The 24,685-nt window shown below is 72.1% G+C and carries 3 protein-coding genes; all 3 read left to right on the forward strand.

Features of this window, described 5'->3' with window-relative positions; all coding sequences use genetic code 11:
* The first annotated feature begins 417 nt into the window (after positions 1–417).
* Genes HUX53_RS42335 through HUX53_RS34775 form a run of 3 tightly spaced genes read left to right on the forward strand, consistent with a single transcriptional unit; the run spans position 418 to position 24,685 of the window.
* Positions 418–13,050 (forward strand): non-ribosomal peptide synthetase, encoded by a 12,633-nt coding sequence (locus HUX53_RS42335; RefSeq protein WP_176407521.1) that lies wholly within the window; start codon positions 418–420, stop codon positions 13,048–13,050.
* Positions 13,047–20,795, forward strand: coding sequence for a non-ribosomal peptide synthetase (locus HUX53_RS34770; RefSeq protein ID WP_176407522.1), 7,749 nt, complete (start codon positions 13,047–13,049; stop codon positions 20,793–20,795). The genes HUX53_RS42335 and HUX53_RS34770 overlap by 4 nt, the downstream gene beginning before the upstream one ends.
* Positions 20,792–24,685 carry an amino acid adenylation domain-containing protein gene (locus HUX53_RS34775; protein WP_255205933.1) on the forward strand — a complete coding sequence of 1,298 codons (3,894 nt, stop codon included), beginning with the start codon at positions 20,792–20,794 and terminating at the stop codon, positions 24,683–24,685. Before HUX53_RS34770 ends, HUX53_RS34775 begins: the two co-directional genes overlap by 4 nt.

Below are 24,685 nucleotides of genomic sequence, written 5' to 3' on the forward strand. Positions count from 1 at the left end.
GGTTGTCAACCTTTGTCACCCGGTGAGCGTCGCGGCCGTCCGATCGCGGGGTGCGGACCGGCGCTTTTGTCACTCCTGTTAGCAACGGGACCGGCCAAGTTCTACTTTTGAGGGGATTGCGAGGCATGTGACAGGCTGGTTGACTGTGACTCCGCTACTCCTGAGTAGAACGTGGGTCGAAGGCGGTTCCGGTCGAGGGCGGAAAGCGACGGCGCTCTGTATTGGCGGGACCACAGGGTGTTGACTCCGGGATAACGCGGGCCGATCGCGTTCCCGGCGGGAACTCGGGGTGAAAGGGGACGGGGAGAGCCCGATCAGTTCTGTGGTCATTCTTTCTGAATTTCCGCCCGCCGGCACCGCGCCGGTTCCGAGGCCGGGCGCAAAGGAAACCCCCTTCGACCGGGAAAGTGCCGCTTGATGTCCACCGAGTTCGTTCCTCTTTCGGCCGCTCAGCAGAGCGTCTGGTACGCGCAGCAGCTGGCGCCGGAAACGCCGATTCACATCGCGCAGTACATCGAGATCGAGGGGCCGGTCGACCACGAGCTGTTCGACCGGGTGGCGCGGATCGCGGCGCACGAGGCGCCGGCGATGAACGCGCGGCTGACCGAGCGGGACGGGGCCGCGCGGCAGGTCCTCGACCCGGACGCGAGCGTGTCGATCCCGCTCGTGGACCTGTCCGGGGAGCCCGACCCGGACGCCGCCGCGCGCGCGTGGATGCGGGAGCGGATGTCGGCGCCGCTGCCGCCGGACGGCGACCGGCTGTTCCACACGGCGCTGCTACGGCTCGGCCCGGACCTGCACCGCTGGTTCCTGCGCGCCCACCACACGATCCTGGACGCCTACAGCGGCCTGCTGATCAGCCGCCGCGCCGCCGAGGTCTACACCCTGCTCGCGGACGGCGGCGAGTACGTCCCGGCCGAGCTGGGCGACTACCGGGCGCTCCTCGCCGCCGAGGACGCGTATCGCAGGTCGGAACGGTTCGAGCGGGACCGCGCCTACTGGACGGAGCGGTTCGCCGACAAGCCCGTGGCGGTGTCGCTGTCGGACGAGATGGCCGAGCCGACCTCCGACTACCGCAGCCTGATCACCGTCGTCCCGCCCGGGGAGACCGCCGATCTGGCGGCGGGCGCCCGCCGGCTGCGCACCGCGACGCAGGGCCTCGCGATCGCCGCGACGGCCGCGTACGTGGCGCGGATGACCGGCACCGAGGACGTGATCCTCGGCCTCGCGGTGTCGGGCCGCACCTCGCAGGCCGCCCTGGACACCCCGGCCATGCTGTCGACGGTCCTGCCGCTGCGCGTCACCGTGCGCCCCGGCATGACGGTGGACGAACTGGTCCGCACGGTGACGCGGGCGAGCGCGCGGGCGCTGCGCCACCAGCGCTACCGGCGCGAGGACCTGCTGCGCGATCTGAAGCTGCTCGGCGAGCGCCGCCGCCTGTACGGGCCGGTCATCAACATCATGGCGTTCGACTACCGGTTCGACTTCGCGGGCCTGCCGGCGCGGACGCACGCCATCACGACCGGCCCGATCGACGACCTGTCGATCAACATCTACGACAACTTCGACGGCAACGGCATGCGCGTCGACTTCGAGGCGCACCCCGACCTGTACACCGAGGACCAGGTCTCCACGCATTTGGACCGTTACGTCCGGTTCCTGCGGGCGCTGGGCGACGCCGCCCCGTCCACGCCGCTCCGCGAGGTGGAGCTGCTTGACGACACCGAGCGCTCCCGCGTCCTGGACGAGTGGAACGACACGGCGATGCGGGTTGAGCCGGCCGTCGTCCCTGAGCTGTTCGAAGCGCAAGCGGCCCGCACCCCCGACGCCTCCGCCGTCAGCCACGACGGCGCCACCCTCACCTACCGGGAGTTGGACGAGCGCGCCAACCGCCTCGCCCACCACCTGATCGGACGCGGCGTCGGCGCCGAGGATTTCGTCGCGCTCGCCCTGCCCCGCGACGAGATCCTGATCGTGGCGGCCCTCGCCGTCCTCAAGGCGGGCGCCGCGTACCAGCCGATCGACCTGGCGTACCCGTCCGACCGCATCGCGTTCATGCTGGACGACGCGTCCCCGGCCTGCGTCATCACGACATCGGCCGCCGACCTTCCGGGCACGACGCCCCGCGTCCTGCTGGACGACCTCGACCTGACCGGCGAGTCCGCCAAGGCCCCGACCGACGCCGACCGGATGAGGCCGCTCCGCCCCGGCAACGCGGCCTACGTCATCTACACCTCGGGTTCGACGGGACGTCCCAAGGGCGTCGTCGTCTCCCACGCCAACGCCGCCGACTTCTGCGCCTGGGCGAAGAAGGACTTCGGGCCCGGCCGCCTCGCCCGCGTCCTGTTCTCCACGTCGCTCAACTTCGACGTGTCGGTGTTCGAGTGGCTGACCCCGCTGACGGTCGGCGGCCACATCGAGGTCGTCCGCGACCTGCTGGACGTGGCGGAGCGCGGCGGCTGGCACGGCACGCTCGTCTCCGGCGTCCCGTCCGCGATGTCGGCGCTCCTGGCCACGGGCGCCCTCGACCTGAAGGCGAACGACATCGTCCTCGCGGGCGAGGCGCTCCCGGCCCGCCTCGTCCAAGATCTGCGCGCCCTCGTCCCGGACGCCCGCATCTCCAACATCTACGGCCCGACCGAGGCGACCGTCTACGTGACGGCCTGGTTCGACGACGGCAACACCGCCGGCCACGCCCCGATCGGCGCCCCGATCGCCAACACCCGCGCGTACGTCCTGGACGCGGCGCTCAAGCCCGTCCCGGCCGGCGTCCCCGGCGAGCTGTACCTCGCGGGCGACGGACTGGCGCGCGGCTACCTGCACCGGCCCGAGCTGAGCGCCGACCGCTTCGTCGCCTGCCCCTACGGCGAGCCGGGCGAGCGCATGTACCGGACGGGCGACCTCGTCCGCTGGAACGACCGCGGCCAGATCGAGTACCTCGGCCGCCTCGACCACCAGGTCAAGGTGCGCGGTTTCCGGATCGAGCTGGGCGAGATCGAGACCGCGCTCTCCGCGCACCCGGCCGTGACGCAGAGCGTCGTCATGGCCCGCCAGGACAACGCGGGCGACACCGTCCTCGTCGGCTACGTCGTCTCCGATGGCGTCGACACCGCCGATTTGAAGCGGTCGGTCGCAAACGCCCTGCCCGAGTACATGGTCCCGTCCGCGATCGTCGTCCTGGACGAGATGCCGCTGAACCCGAACGGCAAGCTCGACCGGGCCGCGCTGCCCGCGCCGGACTTCACCGCGTCCGCCGCCGGCCGCGCGCCCCGCGACGCCCGCGAGGAGACCCTCTGCGAGGTCTTCGCCGAGGTGCTCGGCGTGGAGCGGATCGGGATCGACGACAACTTCTTCGACCTCGGCGGCGACTCGCTGAAGGCGACCCGCGTCGTCGCCCGCGCCCGCGCCGCGCTGAACGCGGAACTGGCCGTCCGCGCGCTGTTCGAGGCCCCCACGGTCGCCGCGCTTGCCGCCTCCATCAAGGACTCCGAGGAGGAGGCGAGGCCGAAGCTCGTCCCGGCCGAGCGCCCCGACCTCGTCCCCGTCTCGTACGCGCAGCGTCGCCTCTGGTTCATCCACGACCTCGAAGGCGCCAACGCGACCTACCACATCCCGATCCCGCTCCGCCTGACCGGTTCGCTGAACCTGGACGCCGTCCGCGCCGCGATGCACGACATGATGGCGCGGCACGAGGCGCTCCGGACCGTGTTCGTGCAGGTCGAAGGCGAGCCCTACCAGCGCGTCCTCGCCCTGGACGAGTTCGAGGCCGAGCCCGAGATCACCGACTGCGGTCCGAACGGCCTCCCGGACGCGGTGTTCGAGGCCGCGACCTGCGGGTTCGACCTGGCCGCTGAGCCGCCCGTCCGCGCACACGTCTTCCGGATCGCCGAAGACGACCACCTGCTCCTGCTGGTGATGCACCACATCGCCGGCGACGGCTGGTCGATGGAGCCGCTTGCCACCGACCTCATCACCGCCTACGCCGCCCGCGCCGCAGGCGAGGAGCCGCAGTGGGCGCCGCTGCCGGTCCAGTACGCCGACTACGCGATCTGGCAGCGCGAGGTCCTCGGCGACGAGGCCGACCCGGGCAGTGTCATCGCCCGTCAGCTCGCGCACTGGCGGGACGCCCTCGCCGGCCTGCCCGAGGAGCTGACGCTCCCGGCGGACCGGCCGCGCCCCGCCCGTGCCACCTACCGCGGCGCCCAGCACCCGTTCACGCTGTCGCCCGGCCTGCACGCCGCGCTCACCGCGCTCGGCCGCGACCACCGCGCCAGCCTGTTCATGGTGCTGCAGGCCGCGCTCGCCGGCCTGTTCACCCGCCTCGGCGCCGGGACGGACGTGCCGATCGGCTCGCCGGTCGCGGGCCGCGGCGACGAGGCCGTCCACGACCTGGTCGGCGTGTTCGTCAACACGCTCGTGCTGCGCACCGACACCGCCGGGGACCCGACGTTCGCCGAGCTCCTCGGCCGGGTCCGCGAGGCCGACCTCGCCGCGTTCGCCCACCAGGACGTCCCGTTCGAGCGGCTCGTCGAGGTGCTGAACCCGCAGCGGTCGATGGCGCGGCACCCGCTGTTCCAGGCGATGATCTCGATCCAGAACAACCCGTCCGCGCGGGTGGAGCTGCCCGGCCTGACGGTCGCGCTGGAGCCGGTCGACCCGGGCGTGTCCCGCTTCGATCTCGCGCTGCTGGTGGACGAGACGCGGGACGCGGCCGGCGCCCCCGCCGGGATCGACTGCGCCCTGGAGTACGCGCTCGACCTGTTCGACCCGGAGACCGCCGCGTCGATGGCGGCCCGCCTGGAGCGGCTGCTCGCCCAGGTCGCCGCCGACCCGACCCTGCCGCTCAGCGCCGTCGACCTGCTGGACGACGCCGAACGCGACACGCTGCTGAACCGCTGGAACGACACCGTCCTGCCGGTCGTGCCCGAAGTCGTCCCCGCCCTGGTGGAGGCGCAGGTCGCCCGCACCCCGGACGCGACCGCCGTCATCGCGCGGGACGTCCGGCTCACCTACGCCGAGCTGAACGCCCGCGCGAACCGGCTCGCCCGCCACCTCATCGCGCGCGGCGTCGGCACCGAGGACTTCGTCGCGCTCGCCCTGCCGCGCGACGCGGACCTGGTGGTCGCGGTGCTGGCCGTGCTGAAGGCGGGCGCCGGATACCAGCCGATCGACCTGGCCTACCCGGCCGACCGCATCGCCTACATGCTGGAGGACGCCGCCCCCGCCTGCGTCATCACGACGTCGGCCGCCGGCCTGCCCGGTGGGACGCCGCGCGTCGAACTCGACGCGCTCTCCCTCGACGGGCTCTCCGGGGACGACGTCACCGACGCCGACCGCGTCCGGCCGCTGCGTCCCGCGAACCCGGCGTACGTCATCTACACGTCCGGTTCGACGGGCCGCCCCAAGGGCGTCGTCATCTCGCACGCGAACGTCGTGGACTTCTGCGCCGAGTCGATGGCGAGCTACGGCCCCGACCGGATGCGGCGCGTGCTGTTCTCCACCTCGCTGAACTTCGACGTGTCGGTGTTCGAGTGCCTGGTGCCGCTCACCATCGGCGCCGAGATCGAGGTCGTCCGCGACCTCCTCGAAGTCGCCGAGCGCGGCGGCTGGTCCGGGACGCTGATGGGCGGCGTCCCGTCGGCGGTGTCGGTGCTGCTGTCCCGCGGCGGGCTGAGCCTGGAGGCGGGGGACGTGGTGCTCGGCGGGGAGGCGCTGCCGCCGCAGCTCCTTCAGGACCTCCGTGCGCTGATGCCGGACGCGCGGATCTCCAACCTCTACGGCCCCACCGAGGCGACGGTCTTCGTCACCGCCTGGTACGACGACGGCAACACCGCGGGACACGCGCCGATCGGCCGTCCCGTCGCCAACACCCGCGCCTACGTCCTGGACGAGCGGCTCCAGCCCGTCCCGGCCGGCGTGCCCGGCGAGCTGTACCTCGCGGGCGACGGCCTGGCACGCGGCTACCTGCGCCGCCCGGCCCTGTCGGCGGACCGCTTCGTGGCCTGCCCGTTCGGCGGCCCCGGCGAGCGCATGTACCGGACGGGCGACCTCGTCCGCTGGAACCGCGCCGGCCAGATCGAGTACCTCGGCCGCCTCGACCACCAGGTGAAGGTCCGCGGCTTCCGGATCGAGCTGGGCGAGATCGAGACCGCCCTCTCCGCGCACCCGGCCGTCACGCAGAGCGTCGTCGTGGCGCGCCGCGACGCGGTCGGCGACAACGTCCTCGCCGGTTACGTCGTCGGCGCGCCTGGAAGTGACCGGGTCGACCCGGCGAGGCTGCGCGAGTTCGTCGCCGGGACGCTGCCGGACTACATGGTGCCGTCCGCGATCGTCGTCCTGGACGCGATGCCGCTCAACCCGAACGGCAAGCTCGACCGGTCCGCGCTGCCCGAACCCGACTTCACCGCCGACCTCACCGCGCGCGGCCCCCGCGACGCCCGCGAGGAGATCCTCTGCGGGATCTTCGCCGACGTCCTCGGCCTGGACCGCGTCGGCATCGACGATGGCTTCTTCGACCACGGCGGCGACTCGCTGAAGGCCACGCGCGTCGTGGCCCGCGCCCGCGCCGCGCTGAACGTGGAGCTGCCCGTCCGCGCGCTGTTCGAGGCCCCGACCGTCGCGGGCCTCGCCGCGCAGATCGCCTCGGCCGCCGGCGCGGCCCGTCCGGTGCTGCGGCCGATGGAGCGCCCCGACCCGCTGCCGGCGTCCTACGCCCAGGAGCGGCTCTGGTTCCTGGACCAGCTCGAAGGCGCGACGGCGACCTACACGATCCCGATCCCGCTGCGGCTCACCGGCGCCCTCGACTACGCCGCGATGTACGCGGCGCTCCACGACGTCGTCGCCCGGCACGAGTCGCTGCGGACGCGGTTCGGCGACACCGACGGCGAACCGCACCAGATCATCGTGGCCGCCGGCGACGCCGAACCGCAGCTGGTCATCGGCGGAATCGCGGGCGACCTGCGCAGCGCGCTGTTCGCCGACGCCACCCGCGGCTTCGACCTCGCCGCGGACCTCCCGCTCCGCGCCCACCTGTACCGGGTCGGCGCGGACGACCACCTGCTGATGCTGGTGATGCACCACATCGCCGGGGACGGCTGGTCGATGGCGCCGCTCGCCCGCGACGTCATCACCGCCTACCTCGCCCGCCGCGACGGGCACGCCCCCGACTGGGCGCCGCTCGCCGTCCAGTACGCCGACTACGCGCTGTGGCAGCGGGAGCTGCTCGGCTCCGAGGACGACGCGGACGGGCTCGCCGCCCGGCAGATCGCGTACTGGAAGGACGCCCTCGCCGGGCTGCCCGACGCGCTCGCGCTGCCCGCCGACCGGCCCCGCCCCGACCGGGCGTCCTACCGGGGCGACCAGGTCGCCTTCGACGTCCCGGCGGACCTGGCGGACGGCCTGCGCGCGCTGGCCCGCGACCACCAGGTCAGCCTGTTCATGGTCCTGCAGGCGGCGCTCGCCGCGCTGCTCACCCGGCTCGGCGCGGGCACCGACGTGCCGATCGGCTCGCCCGTCGCGGGCCGCACCGACGAGGCCCTGGACGATCTCGTCGGCGTGTTCGTCAACACGCTGGTGCTGCGGACCGACACCTCCGGCGACCCGTCGCTCGCGGAGCTGTTCGCCCGCGTCCGGGAGACCGACCTCGCCGCGTACGCGCACCAGGACGTCCCGTTTGAGCGGCTCGTGGAGGTGCTGAACCCGCCGCGCCACCTGGGCCGCCACCCGCTGTTCCAGGTGATGCTGACGCTGCAGAACATCCCGGAGGCGTCCGTCGAGCTGCCCGGCCTGACCGTCGCCGTCGAGCCGGTCCACGCCGGGGTCGCGAAGTTCGACCTGGAGTTCATCCTGGAGGACCCCCGCGACGGCTCGGGCGGATACGCGGGGACCCTCGAATACGCCCTCGACCTGTTCGACCGGCACACCGCCGAACGGTTCGCCGGCCTGTACCGGCACGTCCTGGAGGCCGTCGTCGCCTCCGCCGGCGCCGTCACCGTCGGCGGGCTCGACCTGCCCGAGACGGAGGCCCCGGCCGCCGTGGCGGGGCCGGTGGAGAAGCGGCTCGTCGCCTACGTCGTCGCCGCGCCCGGCCAGACCCTCGACCTGGAGGAGCTGCGCGCCCACGTCCGCGAGCACCTGCCCGAGTCGATGGTGCCCGCCGCCGTCGTCGTGCTGGACGAGATGCCGCTCACCCCGAACGGCAAGGTCGACGTCAAGGCGCTGCCGAAGCCCGAGCTGACGCTCACGCCGGTGACCGAGTACCGGGCCCCGGCCGGGTCGGCGCAGCAGACCGTCGCCGCCGTCTTCGCCGAACTGCTCGGCACCGACCGTATCGGCGCCGACGACGACTTCTTCGCGCTCGGCGGCAACTCGCTCATCGCGATCCGCGTCGTCAGCCGGCTCCGCCGCGCGCTGGACGTGGAACTGCCCGTCCGCGCCCTGTTCGAGGCGCCGACCGTGCGGAGCCTCGCCGCGCTGCTGGGCGCGGCGGACGCCGAGGCGCCGGCCCGTCCCGCGCTGGAACCGCGCGAACGCCCCGACGTGCTGCCGCCGTCGTACGCGCAGCAGCGGCAGTGGTTCCTCCAGCGGCTGGAGGGGCCGTCCGCGACGTACAACATGCCGACGGCGCTGCGCATCCGCGGCCGCCTGGACGTGGACGCGCTCCGCGCCGCCGTCGGCGACCTGGTGGAACGGCACGAGACGCTCCGCACGATCCTGCCGGACGGCGGGGGAGTGCCGCGCCAGCTCGTCCTCGACCCGGCCGCCGCCCGCCCCGAACTGGAGGTCGTCGAGACGACCGAGGCGGAGCTGCCGACGCGGCTCGCCATGGCCGCCGGCTACGCGTTCGACATCACCGCCGAGCCGCCGCTGCGCACCCATCTGTTCCGTGTGGGGCCGGACGAGCACATCGCGCTGCTGCTCATGCACCACGTCGGCGGCGACGGCTGGTCGATGGCGCCGCTCGCCCGCGACTTCATCACCGCCTACGCCTCGCGGGCCGGGGGCCGCGCACCCGAATGGGCGCCGCTGCCCGTCCAGTACGCCGACTACACGCTCTGGCAGCAGGAGCTGTTCGGCTCCGAGGACGACCCCGAGAGCCTGGTCTCGCAGCAGATCGCCTACTGGCGGGATGCTATGGCCGGGCTGCCCGAGGAGTTGCAGCTTCCGACGGACCGGCCGCGTCCGGCGGCGGCGTCCTACCGGGGCGGGACGGAACGGTTCCGGCTCGGCGCCGACGTCCACGCCCGCCTGCTGGACATCGCCCGCGAGACCGGCGCCAGCCCGTTCATGGTCGCCCAAGCCGCGTTCGCCGCGCTGCTCACCCGACTCGGCGCGGGGACGGACGTCCCGATCGGCTCGCCCATCGCAGGCCGGACCGATGAGGCGCTGGACGATCTCGTCGGCATGTTCGTCAACATGCTCGTCTTCCGGACCGACACATCCGGCGACCCGTCGTTCCGCGAGCTGATCGGCAGGGTCAGGGAGACCGACCTGGGGGCGTACGCGCACCAGGACGTCCCGTTCGAGCGGCTCGTGGAAGTGCTGAACCCGCCGCGCCACCTGGGACGGCACCCGCTGTTCCAGGTCGGGCTGACGTTCCAGAACAACCCCGAGGCGCGGCTGGAGATGCCCGGCTTCAGCGCCGAGGTGGAGCCGCTGACCGCCGGCGTGTCCCGGTTCGACCTGCTGATGATTCTCACCGAGCAGGAGGACGGGTTCGACGGCGAGCTGGAGTACGCGCTCGACCTGTACGACCCGGCGACCGCGCGGCGGCTCATCGAGCGGTTCGAGCGCTACCTGTCCGCGCTGCTCGCCGACCCGGACGCGCCCATCGGCGGCGCGGACGTCCTGTCGGCGGAGGAGCGGTCGCTGATCCTCGGCGAGTGGGCCGGTCCCGGCGCGGCTCCTGTGGAGCGGGCCACGATCCCGGCGCTGTTCGAGGCGCAGGCTGCGACCCGCCCGGATGCGCTCGCCGTCACGTTCGATGGCGTGTCGTGGACGTATGCCGAGGTCAACGCGAAGGCGAACCGCCTGGCGCGTCGGCTGGTCGAGCAGGGCGTCGGGCCTGAGCAGTTCGTGGCGCTGGCGCTGCCGCGCTCGGCCGACCTGGTCGTGGCGATCCTGGCGGTGCTGAAGGCAGGCGCGGCCTATGTGCCGATCGACCCGGATTACCCCGAAGACCGGATCGCCTACATGGTCGAGGACGCCCGCCCCGTCCTGACCCTTCGTTCGGAAGACCTGGACGCCACCGGCTACGACGACACCAACCTCGACGTCGCGATCTCGCCGGACCACCCCGCGTATGTCATCTACACGTCGGGTTCGACGGGTCGTCCCAAGGGCGTGGTGATTCCGCACCAGAACGTGGTGCGTCTGCTGCGCTCCACCGAGCAGTGGTTCGATTTCGGCCCGGACGACGTGTGGACGCTGTTCCACTCCTACGCGTTCGACTTCACCGTGTGGGAGCTGTGGGGCTCGCTGCTCTACGGCGGCCGTCTCGTCGTCGTCCCGTACCTGACGTCGCGTTCGCCAGAGGAGTTCCTCACTCTGCTCTCTGCGGAGAAGGTGACCGTCCTCAACCAGACCCCGTCGGCCTTCTACCAGCTGATGGCCGCCGACAGGGACAACCCCGGCACCGACCTGGCGCTGCGCTACATCGTGTTCGGCGGCGAGGCGCTTGAGCTGGGCCGCCTCGAAGACTGGTACTCGCGCCACCCCGAAAACGCCCCGACGCTCGTCAACATGTACGGGATCACCGAGACGACCGTCCACGTCTCGTACATCGAGTTGGACCGCGCCTACGCGGCGACCGCGCCTGGCAGCGTCATCGGCGTCGGCATCCCCGACCTGCGCATTTACGTCCTGGACGACCACCTCCAGCCGGTCGCGCCCGGTGTCGTCGGTGAGCTGTACGTGTCCGGTGCCGGCCTGGCGCGCGGCTACCTGAACCGTCCGGCCCTGTCCGCCGAGCGGTTCGTCGCCGACCCGTTCGGTGCGCCCGGAACCCGCATGTACCGGACGGGCGACGTCGGCCGCTGGCTGACCGACGGCCGCCTCGAATACCTGGGCCGCAGCGACCAGCAGGTGCAGCTGCGCGGCTTCCGCATCGAGCTGGGCGAGATCGAGTCGGCCATCGCCCGCCATGACGCGATCTCCGACGTCGCCGTGATCGTCCGCGACGACCGCCTCATCGCCTACGTCGCCGGATCGGGCGTCGACTCGTCCGAGCTGCGCCGGTTCGTCGGCAAGGACCTGCCCGACTACATGGTCCCGGCCGTGGTCGTCGAGCTGGACGCGCTGCCGCTCACCGTCAACGGCAAGCTCGACCGCAAGGCGCTGCCCGCGCCCGACTTCACCGCGAAGGTGTCGTCCCGCGCGCCCCGCACCGCCGAGGAGGAGACCCTCTCGCGGCTGTTCGCCGAGGTCCTCGGCCTGGAACGCGTCGGGATCGACGACGGCTTTTTCGACCTCGGCGGCGACTCGATCATCGCGATCCAGCTCGTCTCCCGCGCCCGCCAGTCCGGGCTGGTCATCACGCCGCGCGACGTGTTCCAACACCAGACCGTCGAGGAACTGGCCGCGACCGCCAAGCCGGTCGGCGAGGGCGAGGAGATCGAGGCCGAGGCGCCCGGCGCCGGGGTCGGCCCCGTCCCCGTCACCCCGATCGTCGCGTGGCTGCGCGACCGGGTGGACGGCGACGCGTCGCTCATCAGCGGCTTCCACCAGTCGATGCTGCTCCGCACGCCGCCGAACCTCGGCATCGAGCAGCTGACCGCCGCGTTCCAGACCCTCCTGGACCACCACGACATCCTGCGGCTCCGCCTGGACGGCTGGCAGCCCGTCGTCCAGCCGCCCGGATCGTCCGACGCGGCCGACCTCGTCACCCGCATCGACGTCGCGGGGCTGGACGCCGACAAGGTCCAGTCCGTCATCACCGAGCAGGCCACCGCCGCCCGCGACCGCCTCGTCCCGTCCGCCGGGACGGTCGCGCAGCTCGTCTGGTTCGACGCGGGCCAGGAGCAGGGACGCCTCCTCGTCGTCCTGCACCACCTGGTCGTGGACGGCGTGTCGTGGCGCATCCTGCTGCCCGACCTAGTCACCGCCTGGGCCGGGGGAGCCCTCGACCCGGTGCCGACGTCGTTCCGCCGCTGGGCGCAGAAGCTCACCGCGTCCGAACGCGACGAGGACGAGCTGGAGGACTGGCTCGACATCGTCGACGGCCCGCCGCAGAACCTGGCCAAGCGCCCGCTCGACCCGCGCGTCGACATCGCGGCCCGCGCCCGTTCGGTCACCCTCGACCTGCCCGCCGACGTGACCGAGCCCCTCCTCACCGAGGTCCCGGCCGCGTTCCACGGACGGGTCAACGACGTCCTGCTCACCGGCCTCGCCCTCGCCGTCGCGCAGTGGCGGCGGCACCGGGGCGGTCGCGGCACCGGCGTCCTCATCGACCTTGAGGGCCACGGCCGCGAGGACGTCGTCCCCGGCGCCGACATCTCCCGCACCGCCGGCTGGTTCACCTCGATCCACCCCGTCCGCCTGGACGCGGGCAACGCCACGGGCGGCGCCGCGCTGAAGACAGTGAAGGAGCAGCTCAGGGCGATCGCGGACGGCGGCATCGGGTACGGCCTCCTCCGCTACGGCGACGGCGACGCCGCCGAAGAATTGGCCGACGTCCCGCCCGCCCAGATCGCCTTCAACTACCTGGGCCGCGTCGCAGCCGGCGGCGAAGACGGCGACTGGACCCTCTCCACCGAGGAACTCCCGGCCGGCGAGGACCCCGCGATGCCGATGGCGCACGTCCTGGAGATCAACGCCGTCACCCGCGACCTGCCCGGCGGCCCCGTACTGTCGGCGACCTGGACCTGGCCGGGCGGCCTGCTGGAGTCCGCCGACGTCCGGGACCTGGCCGAGGGCTGGTTCACCGCCCTGCGCACCCTCGCCACCGACGCCGCCGCCGGCGACGCGGGCGGCTTCACCCCGTCCGACCTGCTCGTAGAGCTGGACCAGAACGAGATCGACAAGCTGCAGACCGCGTGGAGGCAGAAATCGTGAACCGGGGGGACCTTGAGGACATCCTGCCGCTGTCGCCCTTGCAGCAGGGTTTCTTCTTCCACGCCCTCTTCGACGCGGGCGACGGCGACGTCTACACGGCCCAGTTCGTCCTCGACCTCGAAGGCCCCCTGGACGTCGCCGCGCTGCGCACCGCCGCCGAGACGCTGCTGCGCCGGCACGCGAACCTGCGCGCCGCGTTCTGGCACGAGGACCTGTCGCGCCCCGTCCAGGTGATCCCGCGCACGGTCGAACTGCCCTGGGAAGAGGTCACCGCCTCCGGCGCCGAGGCCGACGCCGTAGTGGTTCGCGAACGCGCACGCGGCTTCGACATGACCGCGCCGCCGCTGTTGCGCTTCGTCCTCGTTCATATGGGGCCCGAGCGGTTCCGGCTCGTCTTCACGAACCATCACATCCTGCTGGACGGCTGGTCGACGCCGATCCTCGCGACCGAGCTGTTCCTGCTCTACATGCAGGGCGGCCACGACACGGGGATGCCGCGCGTCACCCCGTACAAGAACTACCTGGCGTGGCTCGCCCAGCAGGACCGCGCCGCCGCCGAAGAAGCGTGGCGCCGCGCTCTCGACGGCGTGGACGAGCCCAGCCTCGTCGCCCCCGAGGCCGCCGCCCGCGCCCCGGAACCCCCGAAGCGCACCATCACCGAACTCGACGAGAAGACCACCCGCCGCCTCACCCGCGCGGCCCGCCGCCACGGCATCACCCTGAGCACCGTCCTGCAAGGCGCGTGGGGCCTCGTCCTCGGCCGCCTCCTAGGCACCAACGACGTGGTCTTCGGCGCGACCGTCTCCGGCCGCCCGCCCGAACTGCCCGGCATCGAGCAGATGATCGGCCTGTTCATCAACACGCTGCCGATCCGCGTCCGCTACCGGCTGGACGAGTCGCTCGCCTCCCTCCTGGAACGCCTCCAGGAGGAGCAGACCGAACTCCTCGCCCACCACCACCTGGGCCTCACCGACATCCAGCGCGCGGCGGGCCACGGCGGCGCGCTGTTCGACACGATGACGGTGCTCGAGAACTACCCGTTCGACCCGTCCACGATGGACGGCTCGTTGAACGGCGTCCGCATCGCGGGTGTCGACTCCTACGACGCGACCCACTTCCCCCTGTCGTTCGTAGCCGCCCCCGGCGACAAGCTGTCGCTGCGCCTGCACTACCGCCCCGACGTCTACGAACACGACGTCGTCGAGGCACTCCTGGCCCGCATCCGCCGCTTCCTCGAAGCCTTCGCCACCGACTCCGACCGCCTAATCGGCGCCGTCGACCTCGTGGACGACGCCGAGCGGGCCCTGCTGGGCGGCTGGAACGCCACCACCGCCGACGTCCCGACCGGCACCCTCCCAACCCTCTTCGAGACCCAGGCCGCCCGTACGCCGTCGGACGTGGCCCTGGTCTGCGGCGACACGTCGTTGACGTACGCGGACCTGAACGAGCGCGCCAACCGCCTAGCCCACGAGTTGATCGCCCGAGGCATAGGCCCCGAAGACCGCGTCGCCGTCGTCCTCCCGCGCACCCCCGCGATCGTCGTAACGATCTTGGGTGTCCTCAAAGCAGGCGCGGCGTACGTCCCGATCGATCCGGAGTATCCCTCCGATCGCATCTCTTACATGCTGGCCGACGCACGCCCATCCCTCACCATCACCGTCGAAGCCCAGTCGGACGGGACCGTGCCGCACGACGGGGCGGTTTTGGTCGTCGCCGCCGATGGGTCGGCGGACGTGGGTGGGCGGCCTGGACACGACCCGTCTGACGACGAGCGGGTGCGGGCGTTGCGGCGGGACAACGCGGCGTACGTCATCTACACGTCCGGGTCTACCGGGCGGCCCAAGGGTGTGGCCGTTCCGCATGTGGGGGTGCTCAACTACTTCGAGGCGCATCGGGACGCGTTCATCGATCCGGCGATCGAGGCCGTTGGTGGGCGGCGGATGCGATTCGCTCATCTGGCGTCGTTCTCGTTCGACACGTCCTGGATGGGCCTGCTGTGGATGATGTACGGCCACGAGCTGCACCTCATCGACGACGACACCCGCCGCGACGTTGAGGCGTACACGGAGTACGTGGCGCGGGCGCAGATCGACCTGGTGAACACCACCCCGTCGCACTTCGCCTCGCTCCGTGAAGCGGGTTTGCTGGACGGCGATGGGCGGCACCTGCCCACACAGCTCCTTCTTGGTGGCGAGGCCATCAGCGAGAGTCTGTGGGCCGAATTGCGTGCGATTCCCGGTCTCACCACGCGCAACTTCTACGGGCCCACCGAGTCGACCATCGACACCATGAACCAGGTGGTCGCGCGTAGCGAGCGTCCGTCGGTCGGTGGTCCGTACCGGAACACGCGGTCGTACGTGCTGGACGCCGCGCTTCAGCCCGTCCCTGTGGGTGTTGCAGGTGAGCTTTACCTTGCGGGCGTGCAGCTCGCGCGCGGGTATCTCGACCGGCCGGGTCTGACCGCCGAGCGGTTCGTCGCCGACCCATTCGGCGCGCCCGGCGACCGCATGTACCGAACCGGCGACCTGGCCCGATGGCTTCCGGACGGCACGATCGAGTACCTCGGCCGCGCTGACGACCAGGTCAAGATTCGCGGCTTCCGGGTGGAGCCGGGCGAGATCGAGAACGTCCTCGCCGGGTGCGAGGGCGTCGCGCAGGCCGCCGTGGTCGTCCGCGAGGACCGGCCCGGCGACAAGCGCCTCGCCGCCTACCTCGTCGGCCCGGACGTCGATGTCGCGGCCGTCCGCCGGTACGCGGCCGAGCGGCTGCCCGACTACATGGTCCCGGCGTTCACCGTCCTGGACGCGCTGCCGCTGACCGTGAACGGCAAGCTTGACCGGGCCGCGCTGCCCGCACCCGACACCGGCGCCGCCGCGAGTCGCGCGCCGCGCACCCCGCAGGAGGAGATCCTCTGCGGGCTGTTCGCGGAGATCCTCGGCGTGCCGAGGGTCGGTGTTGAGGACGGGTTCTTCGACCTTGGCGGCGACTCGCTCACCGCGACCCGGCTGGTCAGCAAGGTCCGGTCCGCGCTGGGCGCCGAGCTGCCCGTCCGGGCGCTGTTCGAGGCGCCGACCGTCGCCGGCCTCGCCGAGCGGCTGGCGGACGCGGCGGGCGACGTGCGTCCCGCGCTGGTGCGGGCCGAGCGTCCCGACGTCGTGCCGCTGTCGTACGCGCAGCAGCGGCTCTGGTTCCTCAACCGGTTCGAGGGCGCGTCGGCGACGTTCAACATGCCGGTCGCGCTGCGGCTCAACGGTGTGCTCGACCTGGACGCGCTGCGTGAGGCGCTCGCCGACGTGGTGGCGCGGCACGAGTCCCTCCGCACGATCTTCCCGGACGGGTCCGGTACGGCCCGGCAGCTCGTCCTCGAACCGGCCGCCGCGCGGCCCCGGCTCGACATCACCGAGACCGGCGAGGCCGGCCTGCCGATGGCCCTGGCCGCCGAGGTCGGACGCGGTTTCGACCTGTCGGTGGAGCCGCCGCTGCGCGCCCGGCTGTTCGGGTTGGGCGATGACACGCACGTGCTGATGCTCGTCCTGCACCACATCGCGGCGGACGGCTGGTCGATGGCGCCGCTCGCCCGCGACGTGCTGCTTGCCTATACGGCCCGTGCGGAAGGGCGTGCGCCGCAGTGGGCGCCGCTGCCCGTCCAGTACGCGGACTACACGCTCTGGCAGCGCGAACTGTTCGGTTCCGAGGACGACCCCGAGAGCCTGGTCTCGCAGCAGATCGCCTATTGGCGGGACGCTCTGGCCGGGCTGCCCGAGGAGTTGCAGCTTCCGGCCGACCGGCCGCGCCCGGCGGAGTCGTCCTACCGGGGCGGAACGCACGCGTTCGAACTCGACGCCGACCTGCACGCCGGGCTCCTCGCCCTCGCGCGGGAGAACGGCGCGAGCCTGTTCATGGTCATGCAGGCCGCCTACGCCGCGCTACTCAGTCGTCTTGGCGCGGGCACGGACGTGCCGATCGGCTCGCCCATCGCCGGCCGCACCGACGAGGCCCTAGATGATCTCGTCGGCATGTTCGTGAACATGCTCGTCCTGCGCACCGACACGTCCGGGGAGCCCTCGTTCCGCCAGCTGATATCGCGTGTCAAGGAACACGACCTCGCCGCCTACGCGCATCAGGATCTTCCGTTCGAGCGGCTCGTCGAGGTGCTCAACCCGGCGCGGTCGATGGCTCGGCACCCGCTGTTCCAGGTCGTCCTGTCGTTCCAGAACAACCCGGAAGCCCGGCTTGAACTGGACGGGCTCACCGGCGGCGCCGAACCTTTGACGGCGGGGACCGCCAAGTACGACCTGTCCCTCTACCTGGAGGAACGGCACGGCGACGATGGCGCGCCCGGTGGCATCGAGGCCGGTCTCGAATACGCCCTCGACCTCTTCGACGCCGACACCGCCGTGAGCATCGCGGACCGCTTCGAGCGCCTCGTCCGCGAACTGGTCGCCGACCCCGACGCTCCCATCACCACCGCCGAGATCCTCGACCGGAGCGAGCGCCGCACGCTGCTACGCCGCTGGGCCGGCGGCAAGGGCGGCGACGTCGAGCGGACGACGATCCCCGCGCTGTTCGAGGCACAGGCGGCGGCCCGTCCGGACGCGCCGGCCGTCACGTTCGAAGGCGTCTCGTGGACGTATGTCGAGGTCAACGCCAAGGCCAACCGCCTCGCGCACCGACTCATCGGGCAGGGCGTCGGGCCGGAGCAGTTCGTGGCGCTGGCGCTGCCGCGCTCGGCCGATCTGGTCGTGGCGATCTTGGCCGTGCTCAAGGCGGGCGCGGCCTACGTCCCGATCGACCCGGACTACCCGGAAGACCGCATCGCTTACATGGTCGAGGACGCTCGCCCCGTCCTCACCCTTCGTCCGGAAGACCTCGACGTCACCGGCCAGCCCGACACCAACCCCGGCGTTGCCATCGACCCGAACAACCCCGCGTACGTCATCTACACGTCGGGTTCGACGGGTCGTCCCAAGGGCGTGGTGATTCCGCACCAGAACGTGGTGCGGCTGCTGCGCTCCACCGAGGAATGGTTCGATTTCGGCCCGGACGACGTGTGGACGCTGTTCCACTCCTACGCGTTCGACTTCTCCGTCTGGGAGCTGTGGGGTCCGCTCCTCTACGGCGGCCGTCTCGTCGTCGTCCCGTACCTGACGTCCCGCACGCCCGAAGACTTCCTCAAGCTTCTGGAAGCCGAGAAGGTCACCGTCCTCAACCAGACCCCGTCGGCCTTCTACCAGCTGATGGCCGCCGACAGGGACAACCCCGGCACCGACCTCGCCCTGCGCTACATCGTGTTCGGCGGTGAGGCCCTCGACCTGGGACGACTCGAAGACTGGTACTCCCGGCACCCCGAGGACGCGCCGACCCTCGTCAACATGTACGGGATCACCGAGACGACCGTCCACGTCTCGTACATCGCGCTCGACCGCGTCCACGCCGCCACCGCGCCCGGCAGCATCATCGGCGTCGGCATCCCCGACCTGCGCGTCTACGTCCTCGACGGACGCCTCCAGCCCGTCCCGCCGGGTGTCGTCGGCGAGATGTACGTCGCGGGCGCCGGCCTGGCGCGCGGCTACCTGAACCGGTCCGGCCTGTCCGCCGAACGGTTCGTCGCCGACCCGCACGGCAAGCCCGGCACCCGCATGTACCGGACCGGTGACCTCGGCCGCTGGCGCCGCGACGGCACCCTCGAATACCTGGGACGCGCCGACCAGCAGGTGCAGCTGCGCGGGTTCCGGATCGAGCTGGGCGAGATCCAGGCCGTCCTGACCAGGCACGACGCCGTCAGGGACGCAGCCGTGATCGTCCGCGACGACCGTCTCATCGCCTACGTCGCCGCCGACGGCATCGACACCGCCGACCTGCGCCGGTTCGCCGGACGCTCGCTGCCCGACTACATGATCCCCGCCGCCGTCGTCGAGCTGGACGCCCTCCCGCTGACGTCCAACGGCAAACTCGACCGCATGGCCCTGCCCGCGCCCGACTTCGCCGCGAAGGTGTCGTCGCGCGCACCGCGTACCCCGCAGGAGGAGACCCTAGCGGGCCTGTTCGCCGAGGTCCTCGGCCTGGAACGCGTCGGAATCGACGACGGGTTCTTCGATCTCGGCGGCGACTCGATCATCGCGATCCAGCTGGTGTCCCGCGCCCGCCAGTCCGGCCTGGTCATCACGCCCCGCGAGGTGTTCCAGCACCAGACCGTCGAGGAACTGGCCGCGGCCGCGAAGCCGGTCGGCGAGGGCGAGCGGGTCGAGGCGGAGGCGCCCGGCGCGGGCATCGGCCGCGTCCCCGCGACGCCGATCATGCGCTGGTTCCAGGAGCTGAACGGCCCCGTCGACGGCTACAGCCAGCGGATGCTCCTCCAGGTCCCGCCGGACATCGGCCTCGACGCGCTGACCGGGGCACTCCAGGCCGTCCTCGACCACCACGACATGCTCCGCCTCCGCATCCACAGCGGGGAGTTCGAGGTCGCCGAGCCGGGCACGGTCGACGCCGCGCCGCTCGTCCGTCGCGTGGACGTCGCGGACCTCGGCACCGAGTCCCTCCGCGCCGTCCTCGCCGAGGAGGGCGAAGCCGCGCGGCGCCGCCTCGACCCGGCCGCCGGGACGATGGCGCAGCTCGTCTGGTTCGACGCCGGGCCCGACGCCTCCGGGCGCCTCCTCCTCACCCTCCACCACCTCGTCGTGGACGGCGTGTCCTGGCGGATCATCCTCCCCGACCTGGTCTCCGCGTGGGCCGGGGGAGACCTCGACCCCGTCCCGACCTCGTTCCGCCGCTGGGCGCAGCGCCTCACCGCCGAGGCGTCCGACCCGGCCCGCACCGCCGAGCTGCCGCTCTGGGAGGACGTCCTCGCCACCCCCGACCCCGTCCTCGGCGCCCGGCCGCTCGACCCGGCCGCCGACACGTTCGGGACGGCCCGGCACCTCACGCTCGACCTGCCCGCCGACGTGACCGAGCCGCTCCTCACCGAGGTCCCGGCCGCGTTCCACGGGCGGGTCAACGACGTGCTGCTCACCGGCCTCGCCCTCGCCGTCGCCGAATGGCGGCGCGAACGCGGGACGTCCGACGAGACCGCCGTCCTCATCGACCTCGAAGGGCACGGCCGCGAGGAGATCGTCCCCGGCGTCGACCTGTCCCGCACCGCCGGCTGGTTCACCTCCATCTACCCGGTCCGCCTGGACGCGGGCTGCGTCGAGCCCGCCGACGTCCGCGAGGGCGGGCAGGCCATGGGCACCGCGCTCAAGCGGGTCAAGGAGCAGCTCCGCGAAATCCCCGACAACGGCATCGGGTACGGGCTGCTCCGCCACCTCAACCCGGCGGCCGGCACGAGCCTCGCCGCCGCCCACCCGCAGATCGCGTTCAACTACCTCGGCCGCTCCACCGCGCCCGAGGCCACCGACTGGGGACCGGCCGACCAGGCCGACAGCGACGCCCTCGGCACCGGCCAGGACGCCGCGCTCGGCCTCGTCCACGCCATCGAGGTCAACGCGCACACTCGCGACCTACCGGGCGGCCCCGAGCTGTCCGCGACGTGGACGTGGGCCGGGGACCTGTTCGACGCCGCCGCCATCGAGGACCTCGCCGGACGCTGGTACACGGCGCTCCGCGGCCTCGTCGCGCACGTCGTGGACGGCACCGCCGACGGACCCGTCGGCGGGTTCACCCCGTCCGACCTGTCCCTCGTGGACGTCAGCCAGGACGAGATCGACGAGCTCGCCGCCGAGCTCGACGGTGAATGGGAGCTGGATTGAGCAAGTCGCAGCTTGAGGACATCCTCCCGCTGTCCCCGTTGCAGCAGGGGCTCTTCTTCCACGCCCTCTACGACTCGGGCCACGACGTCTATACGGCGCAGATCGTGTTCGACCTGCGCGGTCCCCTCGACGTGGACGCGCTCAAGGCCGCCGCCACCACCCTCCTGCGCCGGCACGCGAACCTGCGCGCCGGGTTCCGGCAGCGCAAGGAGGGCTCGCCGGTCCAGGTCGTCCACCGGACGGTCCGGCTTCCGTGGCAGGACGAGGACCTCACCGCCCTGCCCGAAACCGAGCGCGAGGCCAAGGCGCGCGAACTCGCCGACGCCGAACGCGCCCGGCCGTTCGACATGACGAAACCGCCGCTGCTGCGCTACATGCTCATCAAGCTGGCGGACGACCTGCACCGCATGGTGTTCACCAACCACCACATCCTCCTGGACGGGTGGTCCACGCCCGTCCTGCAGACCGAACTGTTCGCGCTGTACCTCGCCAAGGGCGACGACACCGGGATGCCGCGCGTCGCCCCCTACAAGAACTATCTGGCGTGGCTCGCCGCCCAGGACCGTCCCGCCGCCGAGGACGCCTGGCGGCGCTCCCTCGACGGCGTCCACGAACCCACTCTCGTCGCCCCTGGTGCACCTGAGCCTGGCGCCGATACACCTGGACGCGTCCGGACGACCCTCACCGAAGAACTCACCACCGCGCTCAGCGCGCGCGCCCGAGCCCAGGGCGTCACCCTCAACACCGTCCTGCAACTCGCCTGGGGCACGCTGCTCAGCCGCCTCACCGGCGCCACCGACGTCGTGTTCGGCGCCGCCGTCTCCGGCCGCCCACCCGAACTGCCCGGCGTCGAGCAGATGATCGGGCTGTTCATCAACACGCTGCCGATCCGCGTCCGCGTCCGCCCTGCCGACACCGTCGCCGAAGCCCTCACCCGGCTCCAGGACGAGCAGGCCGCGCTGATGCCGCACCACCACCTCGGCCTGTCCGACATCCAGCGCCTCACCGGCACCGGGACGCTGTTCGACACGATGACCGTCCTGGAGAACTACCCGTTCGACCCGGACGCCGCCGGGACCGCCCTCGGCGGCCTCACCCTCCACGACGTCGACGGCTACGACGCCTCCCACTACCCGCTGACGTTCGCCGCCGTCCCCGGCCGCGGCCTGTCCCTCCGCATCGACCACCGCCCCGACCTCTACACCGAGCCCGACGCGCAACGCCTGATGCGCCGCTTCACCCGCATCCTCGAAGCAATCGCCCACCGCCCCGACCTCCCTCTCGCCCGCATCACCGTCCTGGACGACGCCGAACGCACCCAGGTCCTCGGCGACTGGCAAGGCCCCACCACAGACCGCCGCCCCGACACCCTCACCGCCCGCTTCGCCGCACAACTAGCCAAAACCCCCACCGCCACCGCCGTCCGCGCGGCGGGGGAGTCGGTCACGTACGCGGAATTGGACGCGAGGGCGAATCGACTGGCGCATCGGCTTGTCGGGCTCGGGGTTGGGCGGGATGTTCCCGTTGCGGTGCTGCTTGAAAGATCTGCCGACATTGTCGTGGTTTCGCTGGCAATTCTTAAGGCGGGCGGAGCCTATGCGCCAATTCATCACAGTTACCCGGCCGAGCGAATGGCTTGGGCGGTCGCCGAAGTCGACGCGCCCGTTCTCGTCGTCAATTCGGCGATGCGGGAGCGTGTGGCCGGTCTTGATACGTCTGCGCAGATCCTTGTCGTGGACGACGATCCGGAGACGGACGCGCAGCCCGCGACCGACCCCGGTGTCCCGTGCCATCCTGAGCAGCTTGCCTGCGTGCTGTTCACCTCCGGGTCGACCGGCGTGCCCAAGGGCGTCATGCTGCGGCACCGGGACGCGCTCGACCTCGCCACCGACGGCAGGCTCAGGGGAGGGGCGCACGATCGGGTCCTCGTGCACTCGCCGCACGCGTTCGACGCGTCCATCTACGAGGTCTGGACACCGCTGCTGCACGGCGGCACCGCCGTCGTCGCGCCGCCTGGCCACCTGAACGGCGAGGCGCTCCAAGAGATCATCGCCGCCGGGGACCTCACCGGCCTGTTCCTCACCACCACGCTGTTCAACCTGGTCGCCGACGAGCGGCCGCACGCGTTCGCGCGGCTCCGCGAGGTGCTCACCGGCGGGGAGGCCGGGTCGCCGAGCGCGATCCGCAAGGTCCTCGCCGCGTGCCCGGAGACCGAGGTCGGCAACGTGTACGGGCCGACCGAGGCGACCACGTACACCACGATCGCAGGGCAGCGTGCGCCGCTCGACGACCCGTCCGAGACGTCCACCGTGCTGGGCCGGCCCATCGACGACATGCGCGTCTACGTGCTGGACCAGGGGCTCCGGCCCGTCCCACCTGGCGTGGTCGGCGAGGCGTACATCGCGGGCGCCGGGCTCGGCCGCGGCTACCTGCGGCGTGCCTCGCTCACCGCCGAGCGCTACGTCGCCGACCCGTTCGGGGCGCCCGGCGACCGCATGTACCGGACGGGCGACCTCGTCCGGTGGCGGACGGACGGCACCCTCGACTACGTCGACCGCGTTGACTTCCAGGTCAAGGTCCGCGGGTTCCGGATCGAACTCGGCGAGATCGAGGCCGCGATCGCCGCGCACCCGGCCGTGCAGAACGTCGCCGTCGTCGCCCGCGAGGACGCCCCCGGCGTCAAGAGCATCGTCGCCTACGTGATCGCACCCTCGATCGACGGCCTCCGCGAGTTCGTCAAGGACCGGCTGCCCGAGTACATGGTGCCCGCCGCGTTCGTCCGGCTCGACACGTTCCCGGTCGGCCCGAACGGCAAGCTCGACCGCCGCGCCCTGCCCGCCCCCGACTACGGCGAGGCCGCCGCCGGACGCGACCCGAGCACGCCCGAGGAGGAGCAGCTCTGCGGGATCGTCGCGGACGTCCTCGGCCTCGACCGCGTCGGCGCCGACGTCAGCTTCTTCGACCTCGGCGGCGACAGCATCGCCGCGCTGAAGCTCGTCACCCGTGCCCGGCAGGCGGGCGTCGAGCTGACGCCTCGCGACGTGTTCACGCACCAGACCGTTGAAGCGCTGACCCGCGTCGGCGAGCCTGAAGACCGGCTCGGGTTCGAGGTGCTGCTGCCGATCCGCACCCAGGGCACCCGGCCGCCGGTGTTCTTCGTCCACCCGGCCGGCGGCCTGTCCTGGGGCTACCTTCAGTTCCAGCGGCACCTCGGCCCCGACCAGCCGATCTACGGGCTGCAGGCGCGTGCGTTCACGCAATCCGAGCTGCCCGGTTCGGTGGCGGAGATGGCCGAGGACTACCTGGAGCAGATCCGGGCCGTCCAGCCGTCCGGCCCCTACCACCTTGCCGGATGGTCGCTCGGCGGGCTCGTCGCCTATGAGATGGCCGTCCGGCTCCAGGCCTCCGGTGAGCGCGTCGGGCTGCTCGCGCTCATCGACGCCTACCACGGCCAGGACCTCGAATCGGAGCGGCGCGAGGTCCTGCCCGAGCTGCTGGAGGCCATCGGCATCGACGCGAAGATGGTCGCCGCCGACGGCAACCCCGACCTGGCGCAGATCATGGCGGTGCTCGCCGACCGCGACGACGCCCTCGCCACCCTCGGCGAGGACGACCTCGTCAACGTGTACCGCAACTACGAGAACGGGCTCCGCCAGGCCGAGGAGTACCGGCCCGGACGGTTCCGCGGTGACATCGTGTTCTTCACCGCGCTCCAGGGCCGCACCGAAGGGTCGCCCACCGGACGGTCCAACTGGGGCCCGCTCGTCGAGGGCGAGATCGAGGACTACCCCCTCGACGTCGACCACCACCTGCTCATGGAGCCGGGCCCGGCCGCCGAGATGGGCGCCGTGCTGGCCGCTAGATTGGACAAACTGCGCAGCAGTCACTGA

Source organism: Actinomadura sp. BRA 177 (genome assembly GCF_013372625.1).
Classification (GTDB): Bacteria; Actinomycetota; Actinomycetes; order Streptosporangiales; family Streptosporangiaceae; genus Spirillospora.

What these genes read in the sequence shown, in the direction of transcription:
- HUX53_RS42335 (WP_176407521.1), top strand. Translation starts at nt 418, where the DNA reads ATGTCCACCGAGTTCGTTCCTCTTTCGGCCGCTCAGCAGAGCGTCTGG.